Here is a 20,827-nt window from a genome sequence, read left to right on the forward strand (position 1 = left end):
GATGGTCCTGCACAAAAAGCGAAAAAATCTTCCCCACCCCCTTATCTACTATGCTTATTGTAAACAAAAGCTATACGTGAAGCAATGATTCTTAGTGTTTGCGAATGCTCACCGAAACCCCATCACCTAAGGGAAGCACACTTGTCTGGAAATCGGGATTTTGGGTTAGATTAGTTAAAAACTCGCGCAAATGACCCACTAAACGATCATATTTCGGAGCAAATTTTGAGCCGGGAACAACCCAGCCCCTAAAAAGGACATTATCAACGACAAGCATTCCTCCCGGTGCAATACACGGTAAAACCAGATTGAGATAGTCCAGATATTCCCCTTTAGCCGCATCAACAAAAACAAAGTCGAAATCGCCCTTTAAGGTAGGGATAATCTTGCGAGCATCCCCAAATAAAACCTCTACCTGATCCTCTATTCCCGCCCTCTTAAAGTAACCCACGGCCCGCTTAGCCCGATCCACGTTAAGATCAATTGTCGTAATCTTTCCCTCACGTCCTTCGAACCCTCGGGCAAGCCATAAGGTCGAGTAACCGATCGCCGTTCCGATCTCTAGAATTCGTGATGCATGACTCATATTGACAAGAAATGCTAAGAAATTGCCTACAGGCGGAGTTACAACAGGAATTGTCTCTTGCAATGATTGTGATTCCATTTCCTTTAAAAGTTCTTCTCTCTCCGGCAGCAGTTCTCCCAAATATTGTTCCAACTCAAAAGAATAAAACACGCAGTCTGTCCTTTCTTATTATGAATTTGATATAATTACATCCGAAATATCCGTACAAGGAGGATTTACATTGCTTTCCACAAAACTTCCTCAACCTTTTAAAGAACGCATGGCACTGGAGCTCAAGGAAGAATTTCCATCCTTTATTGCCACCTATGATTCTCCCCGCCTTAACGGTTTAAGAGTTAATACTCTAAAAATCAGTGCCAAGACTTTTCTCGAGCGTTGGCCCTTTGAACTTGAGCCCATTTCCTGGGCCCAAGACGGCTTTTATTATAATTATACCACTTATCCCGGGCAACATCCCTATCATGCGGCCGGGGTCTATTATTTACAGGAACCATCGGCAATGGCTGTGCTTTACTATTTAGATCCCCAACCCGGTGAGCGGATTTTGGATTTGGCGGCTGCCCCCGGCGGTAAATCAACGGGAATTGCGGCATGTTTAAACCGCCAAGGCCTTCTTTGGTCCAACGAAATTCAACCGACTCGGGCAAGGATTCTGGCTCAAAATATGGACCGCTGGGGGGCACCCAATGTCATCGTGTCCAATGAAAGCCCTGATCAACTCGCCGGTCGTCTCCCCGGTTTTTTTGATAGAGTTCTGCTGGATGCCCCTTGTTCCGGAGAAGGCATGTTTCGCAAAGATCCGGAAGTCATGGACGAATGGTCCCCGGAGCATGTGCTCTCCTGCGCCCATCGACAAGCTTTGATCTTAGAATCAGCCGCAGCTCTCGTCCGCCCCGGCGGACGTCTTGTATACTCAACCTGTACCTTTGCACCCCAAGAGAACGAAGAAGTTATTCTTCGTTTCCTCGATTCTCATCCGGAATTTCGCCCCCTCGCTCAGCCTGATCCTGATGCAGATTTTGTGCACCCCTCCGCTCTGCCGGAGGCTGTTCGTCTTTATCCCCATCGCCTCCGCGGTGAAGGGCATTTTATCGTTTCGCTTTTAAAGGACAATTCTTGCGGATACACCGCCCCCAAAGGGAAAAAGCAAAAACCCATATCCAACCCTTCTTCACGATCAAAACAGTCAGCAAAACCTGACCACCCGGAACTTGATAAATTTGTCGAAGAAGCCTTGTCCCCGTTAAATCCGGAACTGGGATTAACCCAACGCTTATCCCCTGAAAATATTCTCGCCTTTGGAAATCACCTTTACGCGGTCCCGGCAACGGATCTTGATTTTCAGGGATTAACCATTCTGCGTCCGGGATTGTATTTGGGCGAAAAAAAGCCCGGTCGTTTTCAACCGGGTTACTCCCTTGCCCTCGCCTTAACTCAGGACTCCGTTTCCTCCTATCACGCCTTTTCTCCAAATGATCCGCTGCTTGATCGCTATCTTCATGGTGAAGCCATTCCTCAAGAAGGACCCAATGGATGGGTTCTCATCGGCGTAGACGAATTTCCGCTCGGTTGGGGAAAACGTGTTCAGGGACTCCTAAAAAATCACTATCCCAAAGAATATAGGAAACGCTAGGGCTATAAAGGGAACTTACTTAATGACACTAACTTAATGCTTTCCAGGCGACTTTCATCAGCTCCGGATCGACCTGCGTTCCGGCCCCTTTTTGCATGATATCTAAAGCCACACCCTCACTCAGTGCTTTGCGATAAGGGCGCTCTTCCGTTAGGGCTGCAAAGATGTCTGCGATCGTCATTAAACGAGCTCCCATATCCAGTTCGTCCTTCGCCAGTGCAAAAGGATAACCTGTTCCGTCAAGCCGCTCGTGATGGAAAGCGGCCCAACGTACCACCTGAATAGGGAAACCCGCTTCATCCAATAATCGATACGTGTAGTAGGTATGTGTCCGTATCACTTCAATCTCATCCGGGTCCAAGTGCCCCGGTTTATCAAGGATTTTTCGAGGAACAGAGAGCTTGCCTAAATCATGCAAAAGTCCCGCCACACGTATAGTCTCTACCGCCTTCTCGTCCCATCCCACTGCTTTCGCTAACCTCTCCACCGTTTCCGATACGGACTGAGAATGTCGAGCGGTGAAGGCACTTTTTTGGTCAATCAAATCGGCGAAGGTCATAGCAAGAATAGCCGTAAATTGGGTGCCCACATTGTCCGTTAACAATAGATCCGAATTTACTCCTAACTTTTGAAAAGCAATATGCATTAGATCTGGCTGTTCTAAATCGAGCCAAAATGCTTCTTGTTGGGCCAGCTTGAGAAAAGCCGGAACGACCTCAGGATAGAATAATCCTCCGTTATGGTCTACTACCCAACGTGTCAGTTTATCTTTATCTGCCTTTTTCAGCACTTTTCGACTTAAGGCTACATCGACCCTGTCCGCGAGGGCTAATATCTTGGCAAGAAAAGGAACATCTTCCGGTCTTTGTTTTAAAGCGCTATGGTTAATATCCGGAGTTTCATGATGGAAACGAATGGCCGGAGCAAGAATGTCACCTTCCGGGAAAAGGCTGACAATTTCCGATCCTAAAACACAATGTTCCCTGATGAGCCGAGTATCTCCATGATACTTTCGAAACCCGCCGACGGCGCCGATATCATGCAGCAATCCCGAGACCATTAGAGCAACCAAGTCATCTTCAGACATCTTCAACTTTTCACCAAGGCTCAAGGCAATATAGGCTACCCTTTCCCCATGCCGATGCCCGATATGGGCATGAAATCCTTTTTCAATCTCTTCATCCACTAAAGCAAGGTCCAGTGCTTTAGAAAAGCTCCACATCCGTCGAATAAGGGATGCAATTTCCGGTGTCATGACTATTTCCTCCCTATTCTCGGAGTCCCATCTGAGCTAAAGAGGTTGCCGAGTTTGCTACATCTTCCGAAGCTGCGCCAATTTGAGCTGCTGTTTGTGTCAGGGCATCAATCTGGCCGGCGATTTCTTGAACTTGTTGGATGCTGGCTTCGATGGCTGACATGATATCTTTAAATCGGCTCACGACTTCACGTGCCTCAGTAGCTGCCCCTTGCATTTCTTTCGTCGTTTCCTCAATTGCTTTATTGACGGCTGAGGTGTTTTGTTTAGTCAGCGTAATCATTGCACTGATCTCTTTTACAGACTGCTCGGAGCTATTCGCGAGCTTCTTCACTTCCTCAGCCACAACTCCAAAGCCTCGGCCGCTTTCGCCGGCCCGAGCTGCCTCAATCGCAGCATTTAATGCGAGGAGGTTCGTTTGTGAGGCGATCTCTTTAATCACATCAGTAATACTGGCAATTCTTGCTGAGCTTTCATCAAGCTCAACCATCCTATTCTGCATTTGAGCCGTCATATCCGCTAATCCTAAAATGCGCTCGGAAATCTGTTGAATCTTGTGTGAGCCTTCCTGGGCCAGGCTATCCACCTTCCTCGAGAACTGGGCGGCTTCACCGGCGTTCGTGGAGATCATTTCGGTTGCCTCATGCATTTGCGAGGCAGAGGCAGCAGTTTCTTCGGAAGTCGCGGCTAAAGCTTGGCTCGCCTCACTTACACGGCGCTGCAAACTATCAATCTCGCCATAGGCTTGTTCGAGCTCTACTTTCTTATCAAGCTCTTGTATATAAGACTGAATATAACTTGCCATAACGACCTGCTGATCGAAACTCAAAATTTTAAGCAGAGCAAGAGTTAATTTAAACGCCTGCTCCGGCTTTTTCCGATATTGCTGCTGAATACGCGGCAATATTTCATCATAGAGCACCTGATAAGAGCTTAAATAATAAAAGGGCGGTAAATTGATCCGTTTATGTACATTTCCGATCGTCACACGCCAAGCCATAAATTCCTCATCAATTTTATCCGTAAAAATCGAAAGGATATATTTCTTCATGGTTACTTTAAGTTTTTCAAGAGCCGAATATTCGTCGATAATTGCCTTAAGCGCAGGGATTGATAAGACATGACCGTAAAAACGGCGAACAATATCGTCGACATCACGTTCGATAAGTGGACGTAATTCTTTGAGCAAAGCCAATTGTTGATCATCTATTCGAAGCAACTGTAACGATTCATTAAGATCGAATTGATGAAGTTGAATCATTATTATTTTCCCCTTTCATTCCATGACAGATGTAATGATGGAGTTAAAGCTCCACCTGAAGTAAGTTTCCTTTATGCAGGTGATTCATAATACTATCGGCAAAATTCTGATTAAACTTTAACCATTTAGTATTCTTCTTGATAACTAGAAAAAATCCTGCCGATTTTATACTCGACAGGACTTTTTTAACGCGCTTTAACTGACGTTACGCTTCGAATAAATTGAGTCGTCTTGAGAGCTCGCGGATGGTCTTCCTATCCCTCTGCTCCGCAAACGAACTACACTACCGTCTAAAGCAATCTGGTAAACGGCAATTTCATCTTTATCCTTAGTCCATTCATTACAGCATTCGCCACAAAAATAACGTTCCCTGCTAATTCTACCAATTTCCTTTGAACCACAAACCGGACAAATCCACACAGGCCACATCTCCCTAATTCTACTTTATACGTTTTCAATATTAAGTTTCTAATCTTATCCGATTCTCAGTTGTTGTTCATTCTTGATAATTTCAAATCACTCTAAGATGTAAATTAGTATATCAGAAAAATATAAAAGGAAGCTTAAAAAACTGTGAACTTATTGTGAAGAATAAATTAAAACATTGATGGGGAGCCTTTTTCAATAGTGCAATTTTATATGTCAATCCTCCAATTTTAGTAATTTGCAATCTTTTAAAATTTCTTCTATAGTCTCCCAAATCGAGAGCGACGGACTTTCCTTGTAATAGCTATAACCCTTATAATGCTTTAAAACAAGACCGTCTTCTTTATTTTTCTGCATTATCGCTTTGGCTCTCCGAATACCCTCCCGGACATCGTCCAGTGTTAATTTGCTAAGAATCCGTTTGAAATTGTCCTCATGCTTATATTGGTCGAGGTTTTCAAAGTTTTCCTTATAGGCTCTGTTGATTGGAGCGAGATACTGGCGGCGATGCGCTAATATACCATTGCAGTCGGCTTTATGCAGTACTATCCATAATTCAAACGTGAAATTAGTGTAACCAAGGTGGTATGTGATACCTTTGCCAACACGATTACTCTGTGCTTCTTTCATACGATCCAACGCAGTTCTAAATTGCTGCACATGGATTGGTTCCTCACTCTCATAGTCAAGCACATGTGTAATCTTCGTTTTTCCCAGCGCAATAAGCCCTTTTGCGCGTTTCAGTGGATCTTTTTGGATTGGGCAATCAAGTTTTACTTTATATTGGGTATTGGGATCGGAATTGATTGCATTTTGCAGCCACTGCAGATACCATTTTTCCGTTTCACCCTCAACAGAAAAATAGTATTTTTTCGTTTCTTTTCTCATGGGCGTCACACCTCGTTTCTGCCGTCCAGCAGGCTTTCAAAAATTGGTGTGAAATCAATATCCTTATTAGCACCGTAACGATCAACAAAGTAGTTTTTCATATAATCTTCATTCTTTCGGACACCGGATTTTCCCGTTGTACCAAAATCAGAGAGTGAATAGTGGGCGCTGCAATGGGTAACCTCATCCCGCTCTACAAATTTGATTTCGTCGCGCCGGTACAGGTTGGCATTCAAAAAAATTGGATTGTGGGTATTGAAGATAAGTTGCGCATGGTGGATATTAATATCATCGTTATGGAAAATGTTAATGATGCTCATCAGCGCCATTGGATGGATTGATGCGTCAAACTCGTCTACCACCAGGGTACCGCCATTCATCAAAACGTTAACCACCAATGGAAACATATTGACAAAGCGAATAGTTCCGTAAGACTCGAACAACTCGGCGGGAATAGCGGTGCCTTTATCCTTGCTTTGAAACAAAGAGCAGAGTTTTGCTTCGTTGCTTTCACCTTCAATCACATAGCCCAGCGCGTTGGAATTGATGCCAAAGTATGCAGCGGCTTCATTCAGTGTTTTTTCAATATAGATCGATTTTCTTTTTGGATCGCTGAATTTGTGAATCAGATGCATTGAATCGGCCCGATAAATAACCATGAACTTTTTATCCAGCCAGTTCGTAATCAGCGATACCAGCTTAGAACTAAACATAGTTTTAAAGCCATTCAACAAAAACAATTCTTCGTCATTAAGATTGTTCTTTGCGATGGCAATAACACTTTCCGCGTTCTGTTCAAAGGCGTTCACCAGAAAATCTTGAATGCAGTCTAAAGAACCAATTTCTAAACCTTCGTTACGAGTGAAAACCAATTCTTCATTAATTTTTAGCGTTTCCGCTAATAGCTTTCTAGAGTAATCCACTTCTAAAAAGTTTCCTAGGTCAGCGGTGAAGCCATATTCAATCAATAAATTTTCCTCAATGAATTTGATGGAGAACGTAACCGGTGTATGATCAAAATCTGTATTATTGGGAATTAGCTCTAAGGCGCTGGCGGCAGCGTTGGGGTCACTCTTTTCATCATCATTGCGGATATTGCCCCTGAGAACAATAGATTTAAAGGTATCCATCGCCCCGATAATATTGGTTTTTCCGGAGGCATTCGGGCCATAAATCACAGCAGAACATAATCCTTTATATGTTTTCTTGCCAATCTGTGTTTTCAATATGCTATAATCCAGCCCTTTTTGTTTAGGGGCGGGAACCAAAGAGAAAACAAGTTCGTCTTTGAACGATTTGTAGTTAATGGCTCTAAATTCTAGCAGCATATTTTATCCCCCATTCTGCAATATAATTGCAAAATCATATTTATATAATATGTTATATTCTGCCCATAAGTCAAACTGCTTATTATATTTTGCGAGTATATTTCAAAATAAATAAGAGAGGCATATCTTTGGCCTCCCTTGTTTATGTGCAATTAAATTCGACGATACTGTGCCTTTCCCTTTTCGTAAAGGTTATTGCCCTCTTGATCAATGATAACCATCACCGGAAAGTCCTTGACCTCAAGCCGCCGTACAGCTTCCGGGCCAAGTTCCGGATAAGCGATCACCTCGGCAGCTGTAATTCGCTTGGCCAATAATGCACCTGAACCTCCAATGGCTCCAAAGTAAACAGCACCATACTTTTTCATGGCTGCAACAACTTCCTCAGAACGCAGACCCTTGCCGATCATACCGGTTAATCCCCGCTCAATCAGTATTGGGGAATACACATCCATCCGATAGCTTGTCGTAGGTCCCGCTGAACCGATCACTTGACCCGGTTTAGGAGGAGTCGGCCCTACAAAAAAGATAACCTGATCTTTTACATCAAAGGGGAGCTCTTCACCCCGGGCCAAAGCCTCAACCATTTTTTTATGGGCGGCATCCCGCCCTGTATAGATCACACCGCTGATTAAGACATTATCGCCTGTTTTCAGCTGTGCTAACTTTTCATGCGTAAGCGGTGTTTCAATGCGAACTGCCTCAGCCATTATTCTTCCCTCCCCTTGAGCGTAATCTCTTTATGGCGGGCAGCATGGCAGTTAATATTCACCGCCACAGGGAGCATCGCGATATGCGTCGGATAAACTTCCAAGTTAACCGCTAAGGCAGTGTTCACACCGCCAAACCCTTGAGGCCCAATCCCCAGTTTATTGATTCGTTCCAACAATTCCTCCTCGATCTTTGCCAGACGTTCTTCCGGATTATGAACTCCCACATCACGCGTCAGTGCTTTCTTAGCCAATAAGGTCGCTTTCTCCATATTGCCGCCTACACCGACACCCACGATAATCGGCGGACAAGGGTTCCCTCCGGCCTTATCCACAGTATCAACAACAAACTGCATTACCCCTTCTAAGCCATCAGAAGGTTTGCACATTTTTATAGCTCCCATGTTTTCACTGCCTGCCCCTTTCGGAGCAACCGTAATATGTAGCTCGTCCCCCTGAACAAGATCATAATGGATAATCGCCGGAGTATTATCCTGCGTATTCACCCGCTCAAACGGATCATTGACTACAGATTTGCGAAGGTATCCTTTTTCATACCCCCGACGCACCCCTTCATTAAGAGCATCTGTCAGCAATCCACCTTCGATATGGAGATCCTGCCCCAGCTCCACAAAAATAACGGTCATCCCCGTATCCTGGCACATTGGAACCCGTTCTTCATGGGCAATCGCGGCATTTTCAATCAGCCTGGCAAACACCTCTCGGCCTAAAGGAGATTCTTCTGTCGTTAAGGCTTTATTAAAACTTGCAATGACATCTTTTCCGAGATCATAATTCGCTTTGATACAGAGTTTTTCTACGGCATCGATAATTGTGTTGATGTGAATCCTTTTCAATTTTTCCTCTCCCTTCATATGTATTTCTTCTATTGCAAAGCGTTTAGCTTGATAGACGTTTTATGTATAAGTTCTATCTATTTTCCTCATAAAGAGGCGAAGTATAAGCATCTCAAGTGCTTATACCAATGCCAACCCAAGCAATATCCCCAAAGTAATTCTATCTGCTCATAAGCATTTCCCTAACAAAACCCCTGGAATGGTTCTGCTCTCCAAAGAAGGCGAGGTATATGCACCGCAGGTGCTTATACCAATGCCGACCCAAGCAAATACCCTAAAGTAATTCGATCAGCTCATAAGCATTACCTTAACAAAAGGCCCCAGGTACGGCTTGCTCTCCAAAGAAGGCGAGGTATATGCACCATAGGTGCTTATACCAATGCCACTCCAAGCAATGTCCCCAAAGTAATTCAATTAGCTCAATAGAATTACCCTAACAAAGACACCAAGAATGGCTTGGGCAAAAGAGAGTGCATTAAAGCGAGCAGCCACCGAACTTAGCGAAGAAGTCGGGCGAAGGCAGGGCTACGCACAGGACGTGCGCAGCCGGCAACAGAGCCATGGATGGCGATTTTGCCGGGAACCCTGCCGTAGCCCGACTCCTGAGCGCTAGTTCGGTCTGCAAGCGCCACAAACGAACGTTGCCCAAGCCGTTCACCACCAAAACGCATCCTGCGAATGTGTCTTCGACTTCTCTTTATGGCGTAAAATCTCAAGCGTCCGATTCATTTCATTGTGAACAATCATATACCCTTCGTCTACACCCATCCCGGGTTTAGCCAGCATCTGAGCAGGCTGTGTCGCCAAGGCTACATGCACGGCAGTACGACCGCCGCAATCCGTCTCATTGCAAGAACCGCCGACATATGCACCTATACCTAATTTCTTCGCATAAAGGACCGCTTTGATCGTATTTTGGATTCCGCCTAAGTCGGGCGTCTTAATCTGTACCATATCGGCCGCCTGTTGATCCGCGAATTCAACAATATCCTCGTACGTATTGCACCACTCATCGGCCACGATTTCAACCTGAATACCCCGTTTCCTCAAGGCATTACGCAGAGCTTTAAGCTGTTCTATCTGACCTTGCTTGCTGCCGGCATCCATCGGTCCTTCAATCCGCAAATGAAGAGGACCCGCTGCCTTTTCCAGCTCAGCAAAATAATCGACCATACGTTCAACATTATCTTTGAAAGCCAAACCAATAGTACCGTAAACATCAATATGCAGCGTCGGCCGATAATTTTGATCGCCAAGCTCTTTAACTCGCTTTTGCAGCCATTTTACATAGTCTAAGAGAAGCTCCCCATTAGGGCCAAGCTTTGTTTCAACATTATTGATAAGCCCGTGCGGCAAAACTCCCGCCCGTTTGAGAATCGCCTTATCCGCATTATCATAGCGATCATCACCTGTCTGGCAAAAAATCGGCACAGGTTCAAGCACAAGCGGCAAATTATATTCTTGGAGAATCACTTCCGTCATCGTAACCTTTTTGGCTTTTGCCACCGCATCCAGGATGGCTTGACTCACCCCATATCGAATTGCCGTATGATAACGCTCACCATTCGGACGAACAGAATGCTCCACCAAATCCGCAAGACGTTGAAAGGAATCCAATTCCTGACCCACTAGCTTGGGAGCGATTTCCTCGAGAATAATGGGAATGAACTCATTGGCCAAAAAGAGCGGATCCCGCCCGCCGGCACCGGAATACTGCACAGCGGCACAATCCCCGGCAGCCACTTGCCCATCTTCAAGCAAAAGAATGACTGAAATCGATTCCCCGCGCTGACGCACAGCCTTAAACCCCGAAGTCAGTGGTTCGCCTTTATAAGCCAAACCATCATGTGCCGCCCCGGCCTTAATCGCCGCCTGGTCATCAAAATAAAAACCCGTTAACCCCGGAGAAGCCAGTACCTCAATAATTTTCATCAGAAACCCTCCTTCAGAGTATTTTATCAAAGGTTGCTTCCCCGTAAGAGGGGAACTCTCCTTGCACCCTTCTACAAAGAAGACACGGCAAGCGTGCAATTGCCCATGTCAGACCCAAGTTCTACTTCAAAAACCGCTGTCAAAATTCCCCAACAATTAGCCCCAGGCAACGCTTTGGCCAAAGGGAGTGTATTAAAGTAAGCAGCTCACCGAACTTAACTTAAACTTGGGACAGAAGCTTCAGCGGGACGGCGCATAGGACCGAAACCCTCCAGTGAAGGGTTTCGCCCCGAGCCGCAACCCCAAGAGACAGCTTAGCGGCGACAGGTTGCGCCGCCGCCAACAGAGGCAGCGATGGTACATGGACGTACCGAGTGCAGAGTGCGCCACGGACGGCAAGCATCTCTGCGAGCCGATTTTGGCGGCGATGACACAGGACGTGTCAAGCGTCACGTGTGCCATGGAAGGCGAAAACACGCGATGATCCCCTCCCCAAATTCCAAGTTTAAGTCTTAGTTCGGTCTGCGAGCGCCCTAAGCGACCGTGGCCAAAGCGGTGCCGAAGCCCAAGAAATTCGAGCTACCCTTGTAAGACTTCGAAGCAGCATGCATTTTAGTTCCGCTCCTACGAACGCGGCCGCCCCACGAGCATCCCTTTGCCGATCGCATAAATATCATCGATGACCATCTGAAATGACGGATCTCTGCCTTCGTCGCGCCCGCGCTGAGCAATCCGCTCCCGATGAAATGATTTAATCTCTTCATCAAAGGGCAGGTTCCCGAAATCGAGCAGTCTCACTGCACCCTGCGAATCTCGTGCCGGCAAAATCTTTCCCGCATTAAACCGGCTTGGTGCAAACGGCACGTCGATCACACCCGCTTGGAAGGCCCGAACTGCACCCACGGCCATATCTCCTTCTCCCAGTTCCAACACCTTATCCAGAATAGAGCGCGTCTCTGTTAAAATCATTTTCTCCTCAACGGCCAGCTCTTCAGTCATCGGCAGAGTTTGATCCTTGAGCATGTTCAGAATCTGCTTTGTCGTCCGGATGCCCGCAGCATTGGCTTCCTTCGTCGGAATTCCCAAGGCCTCATGCGGGGTTTTCACGATCACCTTCGTCGCCTTCCCCAATGCGGCCACAGTTGCACCCCAAGAGATAACACCGTATGCCTTGGCTTCATCCTGGGGAAAGCCGCCCATCCATTGATGAAAAACGGTCGTGATATCAAAATGGGGATATCCCAATTTTTTCAGATACTCCTCGGCAATCACCGGCAGGGTACGAAGAGCTGCCACATCTTGCAGCAAATTTCCGCATTGACCATATCCTAATGTCAAACTCCGAACACCTTGAGCAACAGCAAGGACTCCTTCGATCACCGCCACCGCATGAGAAACAGACGGTGGGACTAGGGTTCCCGTCAAAGGACCAAACGGCTCCCGGTTAATGCTTACTCCTTTTTCTTCATAAAGACCGACCAGGCGATCGACGTACTGCCAGTATTTAATCGTACTCTCGACCGAAACATCTTTGGCATACGGAATATTATAGGAAATTCCCCCGCCCTCAAAAGCCGTAAAACCCCCGGCAAGCGTTATTTCTGCCAATAAGCGCGCATCGGGAGTCCCATGACGGACCTGAACCGGCACTTGCATTTTTTCCACAACCTGACGGCAGGCGGCTACCCCATGATTGACTGCCGGAAAACCATTAAGCATTGACCGCCCGGCCGCCCGACTTTCGCCGATGCCTGCCTGGGCCTCCGCATAGCGATTCTGCCGCGTATAGGAATCAATCGTTGTCGGTAAAAAATCAGCGCCGCCTTCATCTTGTAAATATTGCAAAAGCTCTAAATGCTCATGAAGAAGAGCCACTCCCGCCCGGGGTTGTGCAAACGTAATCCCTTGACGTTTTCCCTCTTCAAGCTTATGTGCGAAAACCTTACCGGAGGGTAAACCTTTATGGTAAGCAACGGCCTCCTCAAAATCAACTTCTTTTCCCGTAACCCATTGAGCTAAAACATCTTGGCGTTGGCGCCCGAACTCTTCGAGGTCCATCTGTTTAACCGTCAATTCCATGAGCTCTACCTCCCGTTATCTATAGCTTAAGCAAATATTTTTTCATCATACGTAAAGCTTTTAATGGCTCAATTTCCCGCAACAAGCCCATCGCCGCAAGAATATATTCCTTGTCTAAATAGAAAGCGGGATTCTGGGGTTTAAGTACGGTTGGCTCTGATGGATCAAACAATACTCCATGCAATATTTCGGCCGGCTTTGCATGGTGAATTAAAACGCCTCCCGTGCCAATCACGGCCGGAAGTTGAGTGAGATCTTTCCCTTGCTGGACATAGGTTGCACCAAAAGGTGTATACACAACCTCAACCATTCCCGCATGACGTTTTACCGCAAGCTCAACAGCCATCCTGCCTAAAGCCGTATCGAACTGAATTTCCCGCTCATTTTTGGAAAGGCGCCAAGGGTCTTGCTTATAAAGATCGAGTTGAATCTTTATTTCTTCTGTGCTCCACCCCAAATACTGAGTCAGCCGTCGGCCTGAGGCCTCAACTAAGGCCCCGGCACTGTAACGCATCCCCAAATCCCCTTCGACCGTACGTTTGCTGTAAGGTTCGGGTAAGCCTCTAAGCATCACTCCGGGTTTGCTGGGATCTCCTATGGCCAGTGAATGAACATCGGTTGTCGCCCCACCGACATCGACAACCAAAAGTTCGCCTAACCCCTCCTCTTCACCATAGCCTTTCGCCAAAAGTTCGGCTGCCGAGAGAACAGCTGCCGGGGTTGGCATCAAGACCCTTTCTATAAACGCTTCTGCTTTATCTAAGCCCTTAGCTTGAATAATATTGGATAAAAATAAATCCCGAATGGCCTTGCGTGCCGAATCAACATTCAGAACATTAAGCTCCGGCATCACATTATCGGCTAAGACCACGGGAGAATGATATCGTTTTAAAAGCTCGAAGGCTTGCGGCGAGGCCGCTTTATTACCGGCAACCACGACCGGTAAACTCATCGGTAGTTCACACAAGCGCTCTGCATTTTTCAGAAGAATCTTTTTATCGCCGCCATCGGTCCCTCCGGCCAACAAAAGAATATCCGGTTGGAGAGCCGTGATTTTTTCGAGATCCTGAGAAGTTAATTCATAGCTGAATACTTCAAGAACACGTGCCCCCGCACCTAGGGCAGCCCGCCTGGCCGCTTCCGCTGTCAGCTCTTTAACCAGACCGCTGGCAATCATCTTTAAGCCGCCGGCCGCACTTGAACATGCGAGCCTGCGTACAAAATTCCAACCCCCTTTTGGCTCTGGAATTTGGGCTAAAGCCTGATCCAGCCCTTCCATAATGGTCGTGTCAATCGTCGTAGCGGCGGAAGCCGACCCCATGATCTCTTCAGTCTCCAGCTCGACTATCGTAATTTTCGTGTAGGTACTCCCAAAATCGATCAAAAGGACATGCTGCATAGTATCCCTTCCTCTACTTCAGATCTTTATGCAAATCCGCGATCGCGACCTCAGGCATTGTTCCCGGCGGATAAACCCGATCAAAACCCATCTTTTTAAAACGCTTTTCTACCTCAGCGAAATCCTGTTTACCGATCACCAAGTTCCCTCCGACATAAAGCAGGATATCACCGATTCCGGCTTCCAAACATTTCTCACGAAATCCTCTGCAGTCAATCTCTCCATGTCCATAAAGCGAAGACACTAACATTACATCAGCGGCAGTCTCAATTGCAGCATGAATGAACTCCTCTTGTGAGGCGAGCACTCCGATATTGATCACTTTAAATCCCGCCTGTGAAAAAGCATAGTCCAAAATGCGATTTCCGACAGCATGGACATCCGCGCCGATTACACCGAGAACCACTGTTTTTTGGGCCATATGATTGTCCCTCCCACTGGTTTTAATCCCCCCAGGTGACTTGCCGAACCTCCTGTATATGTCCGGGAAGCAATGTATTACCGACACTTTGGAATAGTTCCGGATCACCACTGACAAAAAAACGAAGTTTCCACGTTTCCTTAACGATGCTCATTGTCTTCGTTTCTTGAGCCTGATCTAGTTCTTTCAAAACCTTTCTAAGTTCATCCACCATTGCCTTTGCGGGATCAATCAAGGCAATCTTTTCCCCTAAAACATCTCGTATTACGGGAACGAGGAAGGGATAATGGGTACAACCGAGAATCAACGCATCCACCCCGGCGGCAGCAAATCCGGTAAGATATGTACGCGCAATGCCTCGAGCCTCCGGCGTTTTCGAGAGCCCTGCTTCAACCAATGGAACAAATAAAGGACAAGCCTGTGATTTAACTAGCGCTATCGGCTGCTCCCCCTCCTGCCAGCTTTCACTTAATTCCCGGTTCTCCGGAAGCACCCCTTTCGCTAAAACTCGGCTGATCGCCGAATTATAAGCCTTGCTTCGAACCGTTCCTTCTGTGGCAATGAGACCGATTTTTCCCCCTGAAGTTTTATGCACGGCCAGACGGGCCCCCGGCTCAATCGTTCCGATCAGAGGGATATCAAAATTCTTTTTTAGCTCAGGCAAGGCATTAGCTGAACTCGTATTGCAGGCGATGACAACTGCTTCTGCGCCCTGACTAATCAAGAAAGTAATAATTTCTTCTCCAAAATGAATCAGTTCTTCTTTACTTCGATTTCCGTAAGGAACTCTTGCTGTATCTCCAAAATATATAATCCGAAGATCCGGAATCTGCTCAAGGATTTCTTTCATCACCGTGAGTCCTCCGACCCCCGAATCAAACATTCCAATAACATGTTGACGTCTCACAGGACACCTCCAGAATTTGTTTAGACCTCTTCATAATATAAACCTTCAATCGCTAGTTTGTGTTCGACAAACCAAATTTTATTCCTGCAATTTCTTGTTTCAGAGATAATAATACTCCTTTCCAGTTGCAGGTTCTAGTTTAACCTGCAACCGAAAAGGAGCATAAATTATTATAATTATTTTGTCAAAAGCTGTTGCAGTTGTGCTTCCACTTGATAACTGATTGCCGAAGTATTTCCCACGACTGTAGCGGAAGGAATGAATACCTTATTATAGATCAAGAAGGTTTGAATGGAGGAAGGAATCTCATTAGGAGGAAGGGTAATGACAAAACCCTTATTTTTAGCGGCCAGGGCAGCTGTAAACAGTGCATCCCCATAAAGCGTACCGCCTCCTACATCACTCGGGCTGACATAAGCTGACGTAAAGTAAGCCGGAAAATCATTGGTTGCCGCTTGATTGGCAAAATATTTCTGGAAAATGATTTGCTCCGTCATATAACGGTCTGCTCCGCCCCAGCGTTCAACGACGTAATTCTGAGTCAAAGCCCGTTCCAAACCACCACTAATCACACCGGTCCCGCCGAGCAGTTTTAGGTTACGCGGGGCTAAAGTTGAAAGCTCTTTCTGGGTGCTTTCGGGTAAATATTGAGTATCGGTCAGCAAAATGGGAATACCTTGCTCGGCCGCTAAGGCACTTGCTGCCAAAGCATCAGGTTCTCCGTAGCCATAAGCTAAATATACAGTCCCCGGTGAACCCATCATAGCCGCAATTTGGGCTGCTGTTTCATACCGATCACTGCCGGCGACACGGGTTATGGAATAACCATACCCTTGAAGCTGTCGTTCAACAGTAGCGGAAATTGCCCCTTCGCCGCCGATAATATAGATATTATGCGCGTTGAGCCTGCCGATCTCATTGAGAACGTTAGCATCAAGTTCGTTGGAATGGGTCATTAAAAGCGGTGCATCTAATTTTTTTGATAAGGGCACGGCAACCATAGCATCGGCAACCGAATCGTCCCGAGTCAGTATGACATTAGCCGCACTCCTCCATCCTTCTTGGGATACCGCCACAGAACGCTGATCATTATTTGCGGCTTTCTCTCCGATCCGAGATGTACCTGAATAGGCTGATTTAACATCAATCGTCCCAATACTATGCCCGCCGATGTAGACCGTAACTTGGCCAAGCTTCGTTGGCGTTAGGGTTAAATTAAATGTTCCATCATAAAGCGTTGTATAACTCGCGGATGTTCCTCCGACATTCGTCGCATCCACTGAAACCGTTTTACGGGGGAGAATCGTTCCATCGCTGTCCGTTAGGGTAACCTTGACTGTATTCTTATAATTTAACGTTAAATCCTTGGACAAAGAAATCTTAGCATTGCGCACATGAATCATACCGGATGCTACACCGAGCGATTCCGTACCATCAGCTAATCCAAGGGTATTAGAAGTCGCTGTCACATAGAGTTCATAATCGCCGGGCATATCAAAGGTTACATTCGATAGCGAAGAACTTCCGCTCATTGAATACATTCTTTTATTCCCGTTAGGATCGAATATTGTGGCTGTAAACGGGCCGCTCCCTTTATAAACTTGCATACTATTATCCAGCAAGCGAAAATTAATAGTATTGGTCTCGCCCACAATAAAGTTGCAATCCTCGTCGGATACAAACTGAATATAATTCAGAAAACCAACATAATCACTAGCCAATACCGCCGAATTGAAATTAATCACCATAATAAGGCTTAATGCTATTGTCCCTATGAATTTCATTGAATGTCTTACTAAAAACTTCACAAAAAATCTCCTTCCTACTCAAATCTTAAGGCATCAATCGGATCCATACTTGCCGCCTTTTTCGCAGGGAATACCCCAAACACAATTCCAATTCCTGCGGAGAAGCAAAAGGCTAAGATGACAGAGGTTAAGCTCACACTGGTGGACATACTCATGAACTTCCCGGCAAGAACCGATCCGCCCCAGCCCAACAGGATTCCGATTCCCCCTCCTAAAATACATAAGACAACGGCTTCAATAAGGAACTGAATTAAAATATCTTTACTTTTCGCTCCAATAGCCTTACGGATACCGATTTCACGAGTTCGCTCCGTTACCGAAACAAGCATGATATTCATAATGCCAATCCCGCCGACGATCAGTGAGATAGCGGCGATTCCCCCCAGTAACAGTGTCAATGTCTGTGTGACGCTTTCCATTGTCTTCAATACTTCGGCCTGATTTGTAATGGTAAAATCATTCTGAGCACTTGCTTGAAGTTTGTGTGAGCTGCGCAAGGCTGCAGTGACTTGATCTTGAGCTGTCGTCATCATGTCTGCACTCGTTGCTTCGATGTAAATTTGCCGTAAGTATTTATTTCCGATCAGTCGATCTTGCGCCGTCGTGATTGGAATATAAACTATATCATCATTATTAGTCATTCCCGATGACCCTTGGCTTGCGGTTACTCCCACCACGAGGAACGGGATATTGTTTAGCTTGATGGTTTTGCCCAGAATTTCGGCATTCGCATCTCCCATTAATTTTTCCACAACGTTTGGCCCAACGACCGCCACACGAGTATAGGAATTGACATCCTCTTGCGTTATAAAACGTCCCCGCATAATGGTCACACTCCGAACCTGTGCATAAGCATCCGTGGTTCCGCCTATACTTGTGGACGTATTTCCGCTTCCATAGACGACTTGAGCATTTGTATTCACGAACGGAGCAGTCTTTTTAACCGCAGAACAGCTTTCCTCGATCTTTGTTAAATCCTTCATGGCGAGCGTATTCGAACTTCCTGCCGCACCCCTGACCCCGCCGGTATTGGTTTGACCGGGTGTAACAATCAAGAGATTGGATCCGAGCCCTTGAATTTGCGAGGTAATGTTAGCCGTTGCGCCATTTCCTATCCCGACCATGGCAATAACCGCAGCCACACCGATTACTATGCCTAACATCGTCAGCAACGACCGAAGTTTGTTTGCTTTTAAAGCTCTAACGGATATCCGCATTAACTCAAATAGATTCAAAACCTTCCTTCCTTCCTTCCCTATCCGAAGTAAGTTTACCTACGATGCAAGTCTTCTATATCCTACGATGCATGCTGTTAAGTTCGGCAGGATAAGCGCGACTAAGGCCGCTTCCTCGCTCCGCTCGCCACCGGCCAAGTCTACTATATTGCAGCGTTCATATTTTGAACATCAGCTGCGGCATTTTTAGTCTCTTTAACCATTTCATCTTCCTCGACTTTTCCGTCGCGAAAATAGATCATCCGGCGTGTATACTGAACAATATCCGGTTCATGGGTAATGATCAAAACAGTATTTCCTTCATTATGAACTTTTTGAAAAATGGCCATGACCTCAATACTTGAGCGGGTATCCAGATTACCTGTGGGTTCATCCGCTAAGATAATCGCGGGTTGAGTAACCAAAGCCCGTGCGATAGCCACCCGCTGCTGCTGTCCCCCGGAGAGTTCCTTCGGACGGTGATGAATACGATCCCCCAGACCTACCGATTCAAGTGAATGGATCGCTCTTTCCCGTCTTTCTTTGGGCGGCACACCGGCATAAAGCATAGGCAGTTCTACATTTTCCAAAGCGGTTGTACGCGGAAGCAAATTGAAACCCTGAAAAACAAAGCCGATTTTCCGGTTCCGGATTTCGGCGAGTTGGTTCCCCGAAGCTTTGGAAACGTCTTCACCATCCAAATAATACTCACCCGTGGTAGGTCTGTCTAAGCATCCCAATATGTTCATCATCGTCGATTTACCTGAACCCGAAGGGCCCGTAATGGCAACAAACTCGCCACGATCAATATGCAAATCCACACCCCGTAATGCCGCTACCTGAATATCACCTGTTGAATAAATCTTCGTAATTTTCTTTAACGTAATCAATGCACGACCCCCTTCGACCAAAGACAGCTAACCTACTTTTTCTTTATCTTCCGGACGCACCGCGGCCGGAAAATCCTCCGCCACTGGGCATACCGCCGCCTCGTGTATTGGTTGCCCTATTTAAAGCCCCCATATCAGACCCTTGGGATTGACTACTTCCTGGCTTTTTGGAAGTTGAGTTTGAATTTGGAGCTGCACTTACCACTGAGACGACAATTTCCTGTCCTTCGTTTAAACCACTCTTGATTTCGACATTACTTCCATCATCAAGCCCGATTTCTACCGGTACTAAGCTAGTGTTGCCTGTACCGCCTGCTTCATTCTTCGAGGGATCAGGGATAAGTACGAAATTTTGTCCTTTTTCGTTTTTTAAGGCCTCACTGGGAATGGTCAGAACGTTTGTTACTTCCTCCAAAACAATATTAACGTTCGCACTCATTCCTGCTTTCAAGATTGTATTCTTTTCATCGATAGTAACCTTCACTGCAAAAGTGGTTACATTCTGAGTTGTTGTACCTTGAACAGCAATACTGCTCACCGTTCCATGAATGATTGTATTTGGCATAGTATCTAAGGTAATTTCCGCTTTTTGGCCTAACTTGACGAAATTAATATCGGCTTGGCCTATTGTAGTTTCAACTTGTAAAACATCAGGATTTGCAGCCACGGTAACACCCGGTTTCGAGCTCGAGTTTGAAGTCGATTCCATAACTTGCCCGACCTGTCCGGTTACTGCGGTAACCACGCCATCAAAGGGGGCCACCATTGTTGCTTTTCCTAAATTGGTTTGCGCTGTTTCCAGTTGAGCCTGTGCCTGCTGAACACTCGTTTGCGCAGAGACTTCTCCTCAGCCTGCTTCAGCTTAGCTTGAGCCGACGCCAGCGCTGCCTGTTGTTGATTAACCGTTTGCTGGAGATTACTCGTATCAATTTGCATTAAAACTTGACCCGCTTTAACGGAGTCTCCGACCTCCACATTCTTAGCGATAAGCTTTTCCGCATTCGCAAACGTGAGGTTGACAACGGTCGGATAACTCACTGTCCCTGTTGCTGAAATCACTTTCTTGACATCACCACGCCCGACATTTCTTGTAACCGTTGTCGGTGTCACAGGTTTAGCCGAGAGGGTTTTATAAGCCAATAATCCTCCGACCACTGCAATAATTCCGATAACTCCCCAGATAATCCACTTATTTTTGGGTAACTTTATCTTCATACCTTATCTCCCGTCTCC

Annotated in this window: 18 protein-coding genes; 1 reads left to right on the forward strand and 17 read right to left on the reverse strand. The window is 46.3% G+C overall.

Annotated features, from left to right (window positions below; translation table 11 throughout):
• Positions 1 to 91 precede the first annotated feature (91 nt).
• A complete protein-coding gene (locus tag VB077_RS03220) occupies positions 92 to 736 on the reverse strand; it encodes an O-methyltransferase (protein ID WP_323413775.1) in 645 nt (214 codons plus the stop codon).
• A gap of 70 nt (positions 737 to 806) precedes the next feature.
• Here VB077_RS03220 and VB077_RS03225 point away from each other — a divergent pair, with 70 nt between their 5' ends.
• Positions 807 to 2,219 (forward strand): RsmB/NOP family class I SAM-dependent RNA methyltransferase, encoded by a 1,413-nt coding sequence (locus VB077_RS03225; protein ID WP_323413776.1) that lies wholly within the window; start codon positions 807 to 809, stop codon positions 2,217 to 2,219.
• 28 nt (positions 2,220 to 2,247) lie between these two features.
• Here the strand turns inward: VB077_RS03225 and VB077_RS03230 are convergent, their stop codons facing one another.
• From VB077_RS03230 to VB077_RS03305, 16 genes are all read right to left on the reverse strand, one after another.
• The gene (locus VB077_RS03230) at positions 2,248 to 3,474 is read right to left on the reverse strand and encodes an HD domain-containing phosphohydrolase (protein WP_323413777.1); all 1,227 of its coding nucleotides are present in this window, start codon (positions 3,472 to 3,474) and stop codon (positions 2,248 to 2,250) included.
• A gap of 13 nt (positions 3,475 to 3,487) precedes the next feature.
• Entirely contained in the window at positions 3,488 to 4,735 is a 1,248-nt protein-coding gene (locus tag VB077_RS03235; protein ID WP_323413778.1) for a globin-coupled sensor protein, read from the reverse strand.
• Between the two features lie 642 nt (positions 4,736 to 5,377).
• Positions 5,378 to 6,049: an RloB domain-containing protein gene (locus VB077_RS03240; protein ID WP_323413779.1), complete on the reverse strand. Its 672-nt coding sequence runs from the start codon at positions 6,047 to 6,049 to the stop codon at positions 5,378 to 5,380.
• Between the two features lie 5 nt (positions 6,050 to 6,054).
• Complete coding sequence (locus VB077_RS03245) at positions 6,055 to 7,377, reverse strand: ATP-binding protein (protein ID WP_323413780.1); 1,323 nt, start codon at positions 7,375 to 7,377, stop codon at positions 6,055 to 6,057.
• Positions 7,378 to 7,529: 152 nt separating this feature from the next.
• Complete coding sequence (locus VB077_RS03250) at positions 7,530 to 8,087, reverse strand: Fe-S-containing hydro-lyase (protein ID WP_323413781.1); 558 nt, start codon at positions 8,085 to 8,087, stop codon at positions 7,530 to 7,532.
• The gene (locus VB077_RS03255; protein ID WP_416337019.1) at positions 8,087 to 8,962 is read right to left on the reverse strand and encodes a fumarate hydratase; all 876 of its coding nucleotides are present in this window, start codon (positions 8,960 to 8,962) and stop codon (positions 8,087 to 8,089) included. Before VB077_RS03255 ends, VB077_RS03250 begins: the two co-directional genes overlap by 1 nt.
• A gap of 636 nt (positions 8,963 to 9,598) precedes the next feature.
• The gene (locus VB077_RS03260) at positions 9,599 to 10,876 is read right to left on the reverse strand and encodes a methylaspartate ammonia-lyase (protein ID WP_323413783.1); all 1,278 of its coding nucleotides are present in this window, start codon (positions 10,874 to 10,876) and stop codon (positions 9,599 to 9,601) included.
• Between the two features lie 624 nt (positions 10,877 to 11,500).
• Entirely contained in the window at positions 11,501 to 12,955 is a 1,455-nt protein-coding gene (locus tag VB077_RS03265; protein ID WP_323413784.1) for a methylaspartate mutase subunit E, read from the reverse strand.
• A gap of 19 nt (positions 12,956 to 12,974) precedes the next feature.
• Entirely contained in the window at positions 12,975 to 14,354 is a 1,380-nt protein-coding gene (gene glmL, locus VB077_RS03270; RefSeq protein ID WP_323413785.1) for a methylaspartate mutase accessory protein GlmL, read from the reverse strand.
• A gap of 13 nt (positions 14,355 to 14,367) precedes the next feature.
• A complete protein-coding gene (glmS, locus tag VB077_RS03275; RefSeq protein ID WP_323413786.1) occupies positions 14,368 to 14,775 on the reverse strand; it encodes a methylaspartate mutase subunit S in 408 nt (135 codons plus the stop codon).
• 22 nt (positions 14,776 to 14,797) lie between these two features.
• The gene (murI, locus tag VB077_RS03280) at positions 14,798 to 15,682 is read right to left on the reverse strand and encodes a glutamate racemase (protein WP_323413787.1); all 885 of its coding nucleotides are present in this window, start codon (positions 15,680 to 15,682) and stop codon (positions 14,798 to 14,800) included.
• Between the two features lie 176 nt (positions 15,683 to 15,858).
• Complete coding sequence (locus tag VB077_RS03285; RefSeq protein ID WP_323413788.1) at positions 15,859 to 17,490, reverse strand: cell wall-binding repeat-containing protein; 1,632 nt, start codon at positions 17,488 to 17,490, stop codon at positions 15,859 to 15,861.
• 14 nt (positions 17,491 to 17,504) lie between these two features.
• Positions 17,505 to 18,725 (reverse strand): ABC transporter permease, encoded by a 1,221-nt coding sequence (locus tag VB077_RS03290; protein WP_323413789.1) that lies wholly within the window; start codon positions 18,723 to 18,725, stop codon positions 17,505 to 17,507.
• 143 nt (positions 18,726 to 18,868) lie between these two features.
• Positions 18,869 to 19,594: an ABC transporter ATP-binding protein gene (locus VB077_RS03295; protein ID WP_323413790.1), complete on the reverse strand. Its 726-nt coding sequence runs from the start codon at positions 19,592 to 19,594 to the stop codon at positions 18,869 to 18,871.
• A gap of 43 nt (positions 19,595 to 19,637) precedes the next feature.
• Complete coding sequence (locus tag VB077_RS03300; RefSeq protein WP_323413801.1) at positions 19,638 to 20,396, reverse strand: efflux RND transporter periplasmic adaptor subunit; 759 nt, start codon at positions 20,394 to 20,396, stop codon at positions 19,638 to 19,640.
• Positions 20,372 to 20,809 (reverse strand): biotin/lipoyl-binding protein, encoded by a 438-nt coding sequence (locus VB077_RS03305; protein WP_323413791.1) that lies wholly within the window; start codon positions 20,807 to 20,809, stop codon positions 20,372 to 20,374. Before VB077_RS03305 ends, VB077_RS03300 begins: the two co-directional genes overlap by 25 nt.
• Positions 20,810 to 20,827 lie beyond the last annotated feature (18 nt).

Source organism: Desulfitobacterium sp., from assembly GCF_034927245.1.
Lineage (GTDB): Bacteria > Bacillota > Desulfitobacteriia > Desulfitobacteriales > Desulfitobacteriaceae > Desulfitobacterium_A.